The 13,369-nt window shown below is 43.5% G+C and carries 14 protein-coding genes; 7 read left to right on the top strand and 7 right to left on the bottom strand.

Features of this window, described 5'->3' with window-relative positions; genetic code table 11:
* Window positions 1–215 precede the first annotated feature (215 nt).
* Window positions 216–1,460 (top strand): NADH:flavin oxidoreductase/NADH oxidase family protein, encoded by a 1,245-nt coding sequence (locus A6E01_RS18290; RefSeq protein WP_017028237.1) that lies wholly within the window; start codon window positions 216–218, stop codon window positions 1,458–1,460.
* Between the two features lie 263 nt (window positions 1,461–1,723).
* A complete protein-coding gene (locus A6E01_RS18285; RefSeq protein ID WP_065210948.1) occupies window positions 1,724–2,767 on the top strand; it encodes a DUF1254 domain-containing protein in 1,044 nt (347 codons plus the stop codon).
* Between the two features lie 161 nt (window positions 2,768–2,928).
* On the opposite strand, the gene A6E01_RS18280 is transcribed toward A6E01_RS18285, so the two are convergent.
* The 3 genes from A6E01_RS18280 to A6E01_RS18270 all read right to left on the bottom strand — a co-directional run bounded on the left by A6E01_RS18280 (window position 2,929) and on the right by A6E01_RS18270 (window position 4,829).
* On the bottom strand, window positions 2,929–3,243 hold the full coding sequence (locus A6E01_RS18280; RefSeq protein ID WP_017028235.1) for a helix-turn-helix domain-containing protein: 315 nt from the start codon (window positions 3,241–3,243) through the stop codon (window positions 2,929–2,931).
* The gene (locus tag A6E01_RS18275) at window positions 3,230–3,562 is read right to left on the bottom strand and encodes a type II toxin-antitoxin system RelE/ParE family toxin (RefSeq protein WP_017028234.1); all 333 of its coding nucleotides are present in this window, start codon (window positions 3,560–3,562) and stop codon (window positions 3,230–3,232) included. The genes A6E01_RS18280 and A6E01_RS18275 overlap by 14 nt, the downstream gene beginning before the upstream one ends.
* 382 nt (window positions 3,563–3,944) lie before the next feature.
* Window positions 3,945–4,829, bottom strand: a complete 885-nt coding sequence (locus tag A6E01_RS18270) for a LysR substrate-binding domain-containing protein (protein WP_017028233.1) — start codon at window positions 4,827–4,829, stop codon at window positions 3,945–3,947.
* A 201-nt stretch (window positions 4,830–5,030) separates the two neighbouring features.
* On the opposite strand from A6E01_RS18270, the gene nagE reads away from it, so the two are divergent.
* Window positions 5,031–6,491, top strand: coding sequence for an N-acetylglucosamine-specific PTS transporter subunit IIBC (gene nagE / locus A6E01_RS18265; protein WP_017028232.1), 1,461 nt, complete (start codon window positions 5,031–5,033; stop codon window positions 6,489–6,491).
* Window positions 6,492–6,728: 237 nt separating this feature from the next.
* Here nagE and A6E01_RS18260 read toward each other — a convergent pair whose 3' ends face one another.
* Window positions 6,729–7,658, bottom strand: a complete 930-nt coding sequence (locus tag A6E01_RS18260) for an NADP-dependent oxidoreductase (protein ID WP_065210947.1) — start codon at window positions 7,656–7,658, stop codon at window positions 6,729–6,731.
* Window positions 7,659–7,729: 71 nt separating this feature from the next.
* On the bottom strand, window positions 7,730–8,152 hold the full coding sequence (gene ohr, locus A6E01_RS18255) for an organic hydroperoxide reductase Ohr (RefSeq protein WP_017028230.1): 423 nt from the start codon (window positions 8,150–8,152) through the stop codon (window positions 7,730–7,732).
* Between the two features lie 129 nt (window positions 8,153–8,281).
* Between ohr and ohrR the strand changes: the two genes are divergently transcribed.
* The 3 genes from ohrR (at window position 8,282) to A6E01_RS18240 (ending at window position 11,588) form a co-directional block, all read left to right on the top strand.
* The gene (gene ohrR, locus A6E01_RS18250) at window positions 8,282–8,719 is read left to right on the top strand and encodes a transcriptional regulator OhrR (RefSeq protein ID WP_418368974.1); all 438 of its coding nucleotides are present in this window, start codon (window positions 8,282–8,284) and stop codon (window positions 8,717–8,719) included.
* Between the two features lie 452 nt (window positions 8,720–9,171).
* A complete protein-coding gene (locus tag A6E01_RS18245; protein ID WP_017028228.1) occupies window positions 9,172–10,464 on the top strand; it encodes a DEAD/DEAH box helicase in 1,293 nt (430 codons plus the stop codon).
* A gap of 650 nt (window positions 10,465–11,114) precedes the next feature.
* Entirely contained in the window at window positions 11,115–11,588 is a 474-nt protein-coding gene (locus tag A6E01_RS18240) for a hypothetical protein (protein ID WP_065210945.1), read from the top strand.
* Between the two features lie 91 nt (window positions 11,589–11,679).
* Here the strand turns inward: A6E01_RS18240 and A6E01_RS18235 are convergent, their stop codons facing one another.
* A complete protein-coding gene (locus tag A6E01_RS18235; RefSeq protein WP_017028226.1) occupies window positions 11,680–11,970 on the bottom strand; it encodes a type II toxin-antitoxin system RelE family toxin in 291 nt (96 codons plus the stop codon).
* Window positions 11,960–12,208 (bottom strand): type II toxin-antitoxin system Phd/YefM family antitoxin, encoded by a 249-nt coding sequence (locus A6E01_RS18230; RefSeq protein ID WP_017028225.1) that lies wholly within the window; start codon window positions 12,206–12,208, stop codon window positions 11,960–11,962. Before A6E01_RS18230 ends, A6E01_RS18235 begins: the two co-directional genes overlap by 11 nt.
* Window positions 12,209–12,512: 304 nt before the next feature.
* Here A6E01_RS18230 and A6E01_RS18225 point away from each other — a divergent pair, with 304 nt between their 5' ends.
* Complete coding sequence (locus A6E01_RS18225) at window positions 12,513–13,202, top strand: zinc metallopeptidase (RefSeq protein WP_065210944.1); 690 nt, start codon at window positions 12,513–12,515, stop codon at window positions 13,200–13,202.
* The last annotated feature ends 167 nt before the right edge of the window (window positions 13,203–13,369 follow it).

Below are 13,369 nucleotides of genomic sequence, written 5' to 3'. Positions count from 1 at the left end.
CGCTCTAACATAACAAGCTTCAGCTATCGAGTCAGCGAAACCTTCGCTGACTTTTCTTATCTAAGACATCAAATTTGATCGTCGCAAACACTTATTAGCCTCTTCTTACCTACTTATCCAACAAGCTCAAACATTGCTTATTATGCTCGGAAGTATGTACAAAATAGAGCATACTGCACGCATCATACCAAGATTATCTAATTGTTAGAGCAAGCATGAATTCAATCGATCTCAGTAAACCTTTCACCCTTACCAATGGCCAAGTCATTAAGAATCGTCTGTTTAAATCAGCGATGAGTGAGCAGCTTGGAGATAAGCAGCATAACCCGACCTCGGGTATAGCAACCCTATACCTACGCTGGGCTAAAGGCGGGATTGGTCTATCCATTACGGGCAATGTCATGGTGGATCGAAGTGCCCTTGGTGAACCTAAGAATGTGGTTCTTGATGAGCAAAGCGACTTGTCGCTATTTACTGAGTGGGCGAGTGCTGGAAAGCAAAATGGCTCGCAGATATGGATGCAACTCAACCACCCAGGCAAGCAAATTCCCAAGTTTCTTTGTGATAAGCCGGTAGCGCCTTCTGCTATTTCATTGGGTAGTGGTTTGGAGAAAGGCTTTAATACTCCGCGCGCATTAACTGAAGCGGAAATCTTTGAGATTATTAATAAGTTTGTCACTAGTGCCAAGCTTGCAAAGCGTGCGGGTTTTACTGGAGTGCAAATCCATGGCGCTCATGGTTATCTAGTAAGTCAGTTTCTATCATCACGCCACAATCAGCGAGATGATCAATGGGGTGGTTCATTAGAAAATCGACTTCGATTTGTACTAGAAGTGTATCGCGCCATACGTAAAGAGGTTGGCGATGATTTCCCTGTAGGGATCAAGCTCAATAGCGCTGACTTTATGAAAGGCGGCTTTACAGAAGAAGAGTCGATGCAGGTGGTGCAGGCTTTAAGTGAAAATGGTATCGACCTTATCGAGATCTCCGGTGGTACTTATGAAAGCCCGTCTATGATGGGTTCTAAGAAGAAAAGTGAGCCCGTGAAAGCCAGCACCATAAAACGTGAAGCCTATTTTATGGATTATATGGTTAAGGTGAGAGACTTGGTGAGCACGCCGCTGGTTGTGACGGGGGGCTTTAGAACGGCGCCAGCAATGAATGAAGCATTGAATACATCGGCCACTGACTTTATTGGTATTGCTCGAACCATGGCTGTAGACCCTGATTTTCCCAACAAGCTAATCGAAGACCCTCACTATGGAATGCCTTTGACCGTTCCTACTACGGGTAAGCCTGCGCTCGATAAAATGGCGATGGTTGGATTGGTATGGTACGAGCACCAAATGTGGCGTATTGCTGATGGCAAAAATACCGACCCTAAATTAAGTGCGCTTGGAGTGGTGATCAAAACCATTTTAAGTGCTGGATGGCATACGTTCAAAAAGCGTAGGGCGTAGATAAAGTCGAGATCCTGGGCCCTGGGTTCTAGGATCTTGTTACCATCTCGGTATGCGTAAAATATATATCAAGAATGCCATGATATGCATTTCATTTATTATTGATATTGTAAATGGGAATTTGTGATTCCCCTCAGTACACCATAAACTCTTTCGTACTTGCTGAGACAATGATTGTAATTCATTGATAAGCATAAAATTTGAATCAACCGTTTTTATACAGTGGTTGCATTTTACTTAGAAAGAATTGAGGTATTGAATAGATGAAAAAATTTCTACTAGCACCAATCGCGATAAGTATCCTAGGCATGTCAAATATGGCCTCTGCTGAAGTGAATGTTAATCGAGACAACTATATTCAAGCTGAAACTTCTAAGTACTTTGCAGTAACTGAAGCAAAAGCAACAGATGGCGTAAATAGCTGGAGACACTTCCGTACGCCACCATTGACTGAAGAACAGCCAATCGTGCGCATGAACCGTGACACTATCTACTCTACTGCAGTAGTTGATACGGAAAAAGGCGCGACAGTGACGCTACCTGACTTTGGTGACCGTTTTGTAATGGTGCAGTTTACTGATGAAAACCACCAAACTTATGACATGGTTTACACCAAGGGTAATGAAACGCTAGAAGTGCCAAACTCGACAAAATTCATGTTCGTGATTGTTCGTACTTACCTTCCAAACCTTCATGATAAACAAGAAATTGCAGAGCTTAATAAGCTGCAAGATCAGTTAGTGATCAAAGCGGGCTCAAAAGATGACTACCCAATCTTTGGTGGCTACGACTTGCCAACGCTTGCAGCAAAACTTGAGCCAGTGAAGAAAGAAATTTTGACTGAAATTGCTGTAGAAGGTGTTGCTGACTCTGAGAAGATGTTCGGTACAGGAGAGTACACAACTGCAGAAAAGCGCATCCAAGGTGCAGCTTACGGATGGGGTGGGGCGACGTTTAAAGATAACATCTATCAATACTCGCCTAACTTTGAGTCAACGCAGTGTCACTCAGTGACATTTGAAGACCCAAAAAACAAAGGCTTCTGGTCATTCACCGTCTACAACGAAGATGGCTTCATGTTCAATGATGATGCAAGCACCAACAGTGGTGTAGCTCAGCCAAATGCAGATGGTACATACACTGTATACTTTGGGTGTGATGAAGAGAAATACGGAGCTAACAATATTCCGTTAGATGGCTTACAAGAGGGTCAAGAATGGAACGTGCTAGTGCGTCACTATGCACCAACGAGAGAGTTCCTGTACAAGGACATTGACCCGAGCAAGGGCATCACTCTAGTAAAGTAGTAATGACTCAAAACTCTTAGTGTAAAGACCTGATTATTCAGGTCTTTTTTATGTCATTAGTTATGTGATTATGAAATACGTTTTTGTACATAAACGATTTACGACTACTGAGCTAAACCGTTTCTATCAGATTAGAAACAGTATCTTAAATCCTTAAGCGCTTATAGTTCAGCGATATGAGACAGAGTTTCAGGATGACGCTGAACCAATTTTAGAAGGGTTACCGCTTGTCCATTTGGTGCGCTACGCCCTTGTTCCCAGTTTTCTAGTGTACGAGATGATGTATGCAGCAAACGCGCAAACACACCACGCGACATATTAAACTGCTCACGAATACTCACGATTTCATCAGGTGAAATATCTAGCTCACTGATATTGTTAACATGATGAGTTTTAAGGGTTAGTTTACCCTCGGAATGCTCTTGAGCCTCAACAAGAGCTGAACTTAACTCTGCAAATAGATCACGATTGCTCATTACGCCACGCCTCCATAAAAGCCTTTAGTTGTTTCTTTTGGTCTGCGGTTAAATCGGACATTTCATTCTTGCCATAAATTGTCAGTAAGTAGAAACGACGTCTTTCATCGAGGAAGTAATAGATAACCCGAGACCCGCCACGCTTGCCCTTACCTTTACTTGCAACTCGAATCTTTCGCAAACCACCTGTACCCTGAATCACGTCCCCTTGTTTTGGGTTAGACATTAACTCAGCTTGAAAAAGCCTAAACTCATCATCACTTAGATATTCATTGCGATACTTTTCAAATATGGTTGATTCGACAAATATACTTTTCATACGCAAAGTATACGTAAGTAACGTACAGATGGCAAAACTATACGTGATTAACGTAGTCGTAACTTTAAGATGGTGGATCTGACCTGAGCTATATCGGCTTTAGACAGAACTTTCCCGTATTCTTATTCTACCTATTTTGCTGTTATCCATTATTAAACCCATTGGGTATCAAAACGTTATGTGAAAATAAAGAAAAAATCAGGAAAAACCACGTGAAGTATCTGCGCAGAATGGAGTTCGAATGAGTAACATCCTCCACACTAGTTCAATGCTTTGTTGCTAACGAAACGTTTATGAAGTCGTTATTCAATTGAATCACCAACTACAAACAAGCTTCCGACTCAACAGGTGGCGTTACACCTCATACGGCACATAACATAAACTACTGCTCTAACTCACTTTTTACCCACTGAATAAAGGCCGCTATTTTCGGTCTATCTTGCATGCCTTCTACACAGAGTAATGCGTAGTGCTGTTTGGTCTCCATAGCAGAGAAGGGGGCTAACAGTTCTCCGGATTCAATGGCATCTGTTATAAACCGCAGTCTGCCAATCGCAACCCCAACGGAGTGCTTAGCGGCGTCCACGGCCAAACCCTGCTGAGAAAATTGGTAACTGTGCTTCAGGCAATCAATATCGCATCCGACCGAATCTAACCATCGCTGCCAAGCGGTTGAAGGGGTTGAGTGCAAAAAATTCACCTCTTTTAATCCTTCATGGCCCCGCTCTAATAGGCGATGTTGTTTCGCATATTGGGGGGAACAAACAGGCAAATACTTCTCTTCAAATAGTGGCATAGCGTATATGTTTGGCTGATGATAATCGCCATAGTAAAACGCGACATCAAACTCTTGCGTCGCCAGATCCAACGCTTCCTCATTGAGTTTCATCACCAAGTTCAGCTGTGGGAACGCTTTCTGAAACTGTCCCAGTCTTGGTACTAACCACTCTTTGGCAAAGCCAGGGGCGGTTAAGATCCTTAACTCTCCGGTTAAATCAGAAGACTGAATGCTGTCAATTTCATTAAAAATGCTAGAAAGCGAGCGCGATAAGGTGGAATACAAGCGCTCACCTTCAGGTGTCAACGAAAGCTGTCTTGTGCCTCGAACAAACAGATTAAAACCGAGTTCTTTCTCTAGGCCTTTAATGCGATGACTAACCGCACTTTGCGTTAAATGCAGCTCGTCAGCGGTGCGCTTAAAGCTCATGTTTTTCACCGCAATATTGAAAGTGTGCATGTTCCTTAGCAATAACTGTTTGGTATCCATATCGCCTCATAGGTGAAATATTTTCATCTATAGTAACTTTTTTTTCGTTTGTCTGGATAGCTGAAATTAGGTCAAATGTAGCCAAATTAAAGAGTAAATTGCGCCTAAAGAAGTTAATTTCAATCAGAAAATAAGATTCAAGCGGCGATATAGATACCACTATAACTAAATTTTTTTAATCTATAACGTAAGGTCTACAAAATGAATATTCTCGGTTACATGCAGAAAGTAGGTAAAGCATTGATGGTGCCTGTCGCCACCTTGCCTGCGGCTGCTATCTTAATGGGTATTGGATATTGGCTTGATCCAACCGGTTGGGGAGCAGACAGCGTTCTGGCTGCATTCTTGATTAAGTCGGGTGCTGCCATCATCGACAATATGGCAGTGCTTTTCGCAATGGGCGTTGCCTTCGGTCTCAGTAAAGACAAGAACGGGTCAGCTGCACTTTCCGGTTTCATCTGTTTTCTTGTTTTAACGACCTTGCTAGAGCCTGGTAGTGTTGCCCAGTTGCTCAGCGTGCCAATTGAGGAAGTGCCTGCTGCCTTTGGTAAGATCAACAACCAATTTGTGGGTATCTTGCTCGGTATCATTTCAGCGGAAATTTATAACCGCTACTCAACGGTTGAACTGCCAAAAGCGTTAGCCTTCTTTAGCGGAAAGCGCCTTGTGCCTATCCTGACTTCTATTGCTGGCATGGTAATGGCGTTTGTTTTGATGTATCTATGGCCGGTAGTTTACGATTCACTGATCATCTTTGGTACTAAGCTACAGTCGCTAGGTGCGGTTGGGGCAGGCTTGTTTGGCTTCTTTAACCGATTAATGCTAACTGTGGGTATGCACCACGCATTGTATCCTGTGTTCTGGTTTGATGTGGTGGGTATCAACGATATTCCAAACTTCCTGGGTGGTGCTCAGTCGATTGCCAATGGCACAGGTATCCCTGGCACAACGGGCATGTATCAAGCCGGCTTCTTCCCTATCATGATGTTTGGTCTTCCAGCTGCAGCGTTGGCAATGTATCACTGCGCTGATGCTAAAAATAAGAACAAGACGTTCTCGATCATGCTGGCTGCGGCAATGGCATCATTCTTTACCGGCATCACAGAACCTCTAGAGTTCAGCTTTATGTTCTTAGCGCCAGTGCTTTACCTGATTCATGCGGTTCTAACGGGTCTATCACTGTTCATTGCTGCAAGTATGCAATGGATGGCTGGGTTTGGTTTCTCGGCAGGCTTTGTAGACTTTGTACTTTCAAGTCAGAACCCACTTGCGACGCAGTGGTACATGTTAATACTGCAAGGCATCGTGTTCTTTGTGCTTTATTACTCTATTTTTAGATTCGCTATCATCAAGTTCAACCTAAAAACACCGGGTCGTGGTGAAGATGATGAAGAAGAAGTAAAAGAACAAAGTATCGAAGGTTTAACGGTGAGCTACATAGAAGCGATTGGTGGCAGAGACAATATTGTTGAAGTCGATAACTGTATTACTCGCTTACGCCTGACAGTAAAAGATTCATCACTTGCAGATAAGAAAGCGTTACTTGCCTTAGGTGCGGCTGGCGTCGTACCAATGGGTAAGAGTGGTCTTCAAGTTATTGTTGGGCTTGGCAAAGTCGACAAAGTTGCTAGCCAAATGAAAATAGCCTTGGCGAACGCATAACAGAGTAAACGTCCAGTAAGTGAGCTTTATCCAAGACTCGCTTACTGGATTCCCCTGAAGTGCAGATATTTAGTCAGCGCAAGTTATTGCGTTTCTGCACTTCACTTTTTCTTCTACACCACCCCACAAAATCATCAACCACATTACAAGCATCTACTCATAGTGAATCCGTTCTTATCGTGCAGTGTATTGTCAGCAACTTAGATAAGTCACCAATAAGATTATCGTAAAGAAAGCTTAGCTTACTTCTATACCAATCTTACCTCGTGTACGACCTGATTGGCTTTGAAGGTGAGCATCAGCAATGTTCTCTAGTGGGAAGCGGTGCTCTACGAACGGGCGAAGCTGATCAGATTCAACCAACTTATTAAGCTCAGTAAGAATGCGTGCGCTTGGTTGTATGAAGACAAATGCGGCTTGTACATTGTGCTCTTTTGCTGTCTCTTCACTTGGTGGCTCAACAACAGAAACCATCATGCCATTAGGCTTAAGTAACGACCAAGATAGTTGCTGCACTTCTCCGCCCATTGTATCGAGAACCACATCAACCGGTGAAATCTGTTCACTTAACGGTGCTTTAGAGTAATCAATCGCTTCATCTGCACCAAACTGAGTTAATAGTTCAAGGTTTGCTGATGATGCGGTAGCAACAACTGTTGCGCCTTTGGCTTTGGCTATTTGAATCGCGAGGTGACCAACACCACCCGCACCAGAATGAATTAGGACTCGTTGACCCGTCTGGATATTGGCGACATCGACCAAGCACTGCCATGCAGTAATACCCGCGAGTGGAAGGGCAGCAGCTTGTACAAAATCGAGTTTAGTCGATTTTAATACCGCTTCATCTGCTTTAACTGCAATGTAATCAGCGTAACTGCCATCACGCGCAATATCGGGGCGGCTAAAGACTTCGTCACCTACAGAAAACTGACTGACATTGCTGCCTACTTGAGTAACGATACCGGATACATCCCAACCTAGCGTAATAGGCAATGCGTAAGGGATGAAGTCTTTCAAATAGCCTTCACGAATCTTCCAATCAACAGGGTTGATAGAGGCGGTTTTTACTTGAATTAGGATGTCATCGTCATTAATTGTTGGTTTATCAATCTGCTCTAACTTCAATGTTTCAGTGCCACCATATTGGTGAATTCGTACTGCGCGCATAGGGTGTCCCTTTTATTAAATATTCTTTTGAACAGGCAATTCGCCTAGTTTTCTATCGGTTTATTGTGGGATTAAACGGCTTGACCATTCACCGACAGTTTTACATCGATGTTGCCACGAACTGCGTTTGAGTACGGACAAACTTGGTGGGCTGTTCTTACTAATGTGAAGGCTTGCTCTTGGTCTAGATCTAATTCAACAGATAACGCTACCGTCAATGCAAAACCGCCGCTTGCATTTGGACCAATACCTACAGTTGCGGTAGTCGGAGCAGAACTGATTTTAATCTTCATTTCTTTAGCAACGTGTAATAGAGCATTTGAGAAACACGCAGAATAGCCAGCGGCAAAAAGTTGCTCTGGGTTGGTTGCACTGCCAGTACCACCCATTTCTTTAGGGTAACTTAGTGCAACGGAAAGTAGGTTGTCGTCAGTAGATACTTGACCGTTACGGCCTGCTGTTGCGGTAGCTGAAGTAGTGTATAGCGTAGTCATTGTTGAGATCCTTGAATTTAAATTGATGGCAATTAGGTTGTGCGCAATCTAATTTTGAGTTCATACTAATTGATAAAATCTAAGTGCGCAAGTATATTGTGCACAATGTAATTGCGGGGCGAGATGAAGATGAGCGATCAAGATGAATACCTAAAGCTAGACAATCAGGTGTGCTTTGCACTTTATAGTGCGTCAAATGCAATGGGCAGAGCTTATCAACCCTTGCTTAAAGCGCTTGACCTTACCTACCTTCAATACATCGTCATGATGGTGCTTTGGGAACAAGAAGAAGTGAATGTGAAAACGTTAGGAGAGAAAACTCATCTAGATTCTGGAACGCTAACACCACTGCTTAAACGCCTAGAAGCAAAAGACTATGTGCGCAGAACGCGAAGTAAAGAAGATGAGCGAGTGCGTGTGATTACATTGACACCAGCAGGTGTAGACTTGAAACAGCAGGCACAACAGGTGCCTGTAGAGATGTTTTGCCTTTCAAAGATGGATGAACAAGAACTTACGCTTTTGAAGAAACAGTGCGAACAGTTGCTGGTAAACTTGCAATCATAAGCCATTGAAAGATTAATTTAAGCCCAGGTCTTATTTACAGTTTTCAGGCTTTTCTAAACATCTGTATTGGTTTTTCTGGGTTGAATTTGAAGTTGCCGGATTGCTTTGGTGCTTGATATGGCAATTACAAATTTAGTGCGACGTGTTTGATCCCTCGCGATACATAGCCGGTTTAATATCTAGAAATGCATGCAATTGAGGCAAAGGAGTTTTTGCTTGCCGGTATTTGATAGTCCACTACACTGTTAGTCGTTGGGAGTGGTTAAGCCGCACTTTTACTTTAAAAAAATGGCCACTAGAGGACTTGTTGCCATTAAATTGTCATATTTTCGAGCTTATTGCGACGAATTGGTAAAAAGCCTGCCGTTCCGATGCAGTTTGTTCTACAATCTGCGACCGTATTTTTGGTTATGCTTTACGTGGTCGTAGCCGCTTAATTTAGGAACACAACAATGTCATTTTCATCTCAGAATTTTTCTCCAGAAATTGTGAAAGCACTGTCCGAGTGCGGCTACGAAAAACTTACTCCTGTTCAGCAGAAAGCGATCCCTCTCGCTCGTAAAGGGCACGATATCTTAGCGAATGCTCAAACAGGGACAGGTAAAACTGCCGCTTTCGCTCTGCCAATTATTCAGCAGCTATTAGACAAGACCAAAGTGACTAAGCACTTTCAAACACGAGCACTGGTTCTTGCACCAACTCGTGAATTGGCTGCACAGATTGCGCAAAGCATTGAAGATTATATCAAGTACACATCATTGAGTGTTGCTGCCATTTATGGTGGCGTGAAAATGTCATCTCAGGTTCAAAAGCTAAAGAACGGCGTCGACATTTTAGTGGCAACACCAGGTCGCTTAATTGAGCATCTGGATGAGAAAAATGTTTCCCTACAGAATCTTGAATTCTTGGTTTTCGATGAAGCTGACCGTATGTTAGACATGGGCTTTATTTCATCAATTGAAACCATTATGTCTGGTGTTTCAACGAAGCCACAGACGATGCTGTTCTCGGCGACGTTCTCATCGCAAATGAACAAACTAGCGGCGGAAATGTTGAATCAACCGAAAAAAGTTTCCGTCACTCAAGAAAACGTGACGGCAGATACTGTCGCGCATGTTGTCTACCCAGTGGACCAAGAAAGAAAGAATGAAATGCTGTCTGAACTTATTGGTCGTAAGAACTGGCAACAGGTATTGGTCTTTGTGAACTACAAAGAAACGGCCAACATGCTATTGAAAGAACTCAAACTGGACGGCATTAAAGCGGTACTCTGTCACGGCGATAAAGCCCAAAGTGCCCGTCGTAGAGCGCTTGATGAGTTTAAAGAAGGCAAGGCACGAGTGATGATTGCAACCGATGTGGCTGCTCGTGGCTTAGATATTAAAGGCCTTCCACACGTAGTGAATTTCGATATGCCATTTTTGGCAGAAGATTATGTCCACCGCATTGGCCGAACAGGCCGCGCTGGTCAAAAAGGTCATGCTGTGTCTTTTGTCAGCCGTGAAGAAGAACTGACATTGCAACAAGTTGAGTCGTTGATTGGTCATACGATTCGACGTGTAGAGCAAGCAGGATACGAGCCAAAAAGCCGTGATGCTCTATTGCAGAAAATGCACAGCAAACCAGCATTCAAAAACCGTAAAACCCGCACGAACAACCCTTCTGATGCCAGTCAGGGTTCTGCTGAGAGAAGCGCACGATTACGTAATATCGTGAGAAATAAAGCTGCAGGCACTAAGAAGTAAGCGAATCAACACACACTAAACGCCGATGATGCAAATCAATCGGCGTTTTTTTTGTTTTGCTCAATGACATCTCTTTCTACTCTCGCTTTATTTCCAACCTTCGAGCTTGTCACAACTTGGCTGTTAAGTTAATTCTGCTTGATAACCGAGCTAATCATGATGTATCGATCACTAATAATTGCAATCAAAGCGAAGTCTTGGAACGGTTTAGCTCTGTGGTAGTAATTCTTTTTTGTCCCAAAGTTTGTTTCGTTATACCGAGCCAGTTTTGTGGGTCAAAAGTTTTGCGATACAAAAACTAATGCCCTTAGAGCATAAAAGGTAACTTGGATAATCAACGTCTGTACAGGATTAATGAGCGTGGGCATAAGTTTCTCGAAAACAGGCTTGTTTACGCTTCTGATACTTCTCGTTTTGTCGCCATGGGATGAAGTTTTTGTCTACCTATCAATGCATTACAATCTGCGTGCAACAGCGATAATGGGAATGAGTTAGTGCAATGTCTCGTTTTTTCTGGGAATAAATGATTTGGTTCAAAACTTTACCTCATAAAAACAATAAGTTGCACTTAGTTTTGTATTATGAGTGACAGGTGCATTTGAGATGTCGCACTATTAAGCTGTTATGCCTCATCGACGCAAGGGTATTAAATGAGCACCACATGGATCGAAGTTGCCGATACGGCGTTAAAAATTGGCCTTGGCGCGATGATTACCGCAGTTTCTGGCTACTTGATGTTAAAAAGGAATCAGAATCACGAGCTAGAAAAGGAAAGGCGCGCTAGATTTTATGATCTACAAGAACAAAAGAAAAAGATCTACGTAGATTTTTTGTCAAAATCTGAAGCTCTGGTTCAGTCATATCTTAGCAGCACCTTCTGTGGCGACACAGAGGACTACAAAGAATACCTGACCTCATTTAACCAAGTGCAAATAATGTCTGAAGATGAAATCAGGATTGCAGCTTATAATTTATTGTCGTCGGTTAATGTGTTTATCTGCAGCAATAAGAATACACCTGACTACGATGATCTAAAGGCCTACAGAACAGATGTAAATGCTAAAGTCGGATTTTTTCAAAAGGTTGTTCAGGTAGAAGTTACTAGAGAGTATGAAAGTGCATAACAAGGGCAGTCACGCAGACTTGTTTTAAGCTGCTTTCGCTGCTCGCTCAATCAACTTAAAACAAGCTGGTGCTGCCGGCGTTATTTCGCAATCAATTATCTAACCTTTTCATAGCTTTAACGTAAACATCGCTTCGTTCTCGTTTTCCTACTGCTAAGACGGTTACAATGACGACATCGTCTTCAACTTTGTAGACGAGACGGTAGCCTGATTGACGCAGCTTAATTTTATATATGTTTTCAGCTCCAGAAAGTCTTGACGCCGGAACATGTGGGTTGTCTAAGCGCTCGATTAGCTTTTTCTTAAATTGTTGTTGTAATGTTGAACCAAGCTTTTTCCACTCTTTGAGTGCGCTCTTTTTAAAGTTGAGTTTAAAGGTCATCAATATTTACCGAAATGCTCTCTTCAGATTCACGCTCTTTAGCAATAGCTAGTAGTTCAAGATCTTCGAGTCTGTCTATCATCATTTCGTACGCTTCGGCAGGTACGCAATAGAATGCTGGTTCATTTCGGTTTAGTACAGCGACAGGTTCGCCATAAGCACTAGTTGCAACTTTCATAGGGTTAGCTTTCAACTCAGTGATGCTTGCGGCAACATCAGCTAAAATTCTAGTGGTCATATAATAGGTCTCTAAGGTGGTCTTTAATTAGGTCATTTTAGCCTCTGCCAAGCGGTATAACAAGGCGATTAATTTCGTTGTCCTATCAAAGAGTCGCTAGGACAACCGGACGCAAAAAAGGCCGCGCCTATTATCTTGGCGTTACCTTTCCCATACATAAGATAATCCGCGAACTACTAAATTAGTAAAACCACTGACACACCTTTGTCCATCTCGAGTCAGCCTATTGTCGGAAAGCATCTGTTGCTCATTTCTATGCGTATAATATATCGTAGTCACACAATTCTCTTGGCATACTGTTTAAATGTTCTGGATAGTCCTATTACTCATAATCGCGATATGCGTCTTCCTGCCGGGCCTGTGGGTCAAGCATGTGATGCAAAAGTACAGTCAGCCGGCTGATCGCTACCGCAAGCAGGGAAGCGGGGGTGAACTTGCTCGCCATCTGCTGGATTGCTCCGGCTTGAGTAACGTCGTGGTAGAGGAGACCTCTGCAGGTGATCACTATGACCCGGTGGCTAAGGCTGTGCGACTGACGCCGGAAAACCACTCAGGATATTCGCTGACAGCAGTGACTGTAGCCGCCCATGAAGTGGGGCATGCCATTCAGGATTCTCGTGGAGAGGCTTTGTTCCTGGCGCGGCAGAAACTCGTAAAGACTGCCATGGTTGGCGAGCGTATTGCCGGAATAATGCTGGTGGCTGCTCCGCTTGTCCTAATGCTAACCCGTCTGCCGCAAGCGGGAGCGATAACGATAGTGATTGGTATTGTTTCAATGGCACTAAGTACTATGGTGCACCTGGTGACTCTTCCGGTTGAGTTCGATGCTAGTTATGGCAAGGCTCTGCCTATCCTCAAGGAAGGCGGCTACCTGCACGATGGTGATCTGGAGCATGCGGGAAAAATTCTCAAGGCGGCGGCGCTGACCTATGTTGCTGCCTCGCTGACCAGCTTGTTGAACTTGGGGCGATGGATCGCGGTGCTCCGTCGGTAATGGGTGCTTGATGTCTGAGGTTTAGCGATTGTCTGTGTCATTGAGCACGTGTGGTATCAACTGGGCGCCTGAGTTAGTACTTCCTTACCTCATATTATCCTCTATGCACTAGATGGGCGTTGTTGACTAAATCAGTTGAACCTTTTCTAAATCCTGCGATCTGATCC

The sequence above is a fragment of the Vibrio breoganii genome, assembly GCF_001677275.1.
GTDB lineage: Bacteria > Pseudomonadota > Gammaproteobacteria > Enterobacterales > Vibrionaceae > Vibrio > Vibrio breoganii.
Note: the sequence above shows the minus strand (reverse complement) of the source record. Positions and strands in the feature narration are given on the sequence as shown.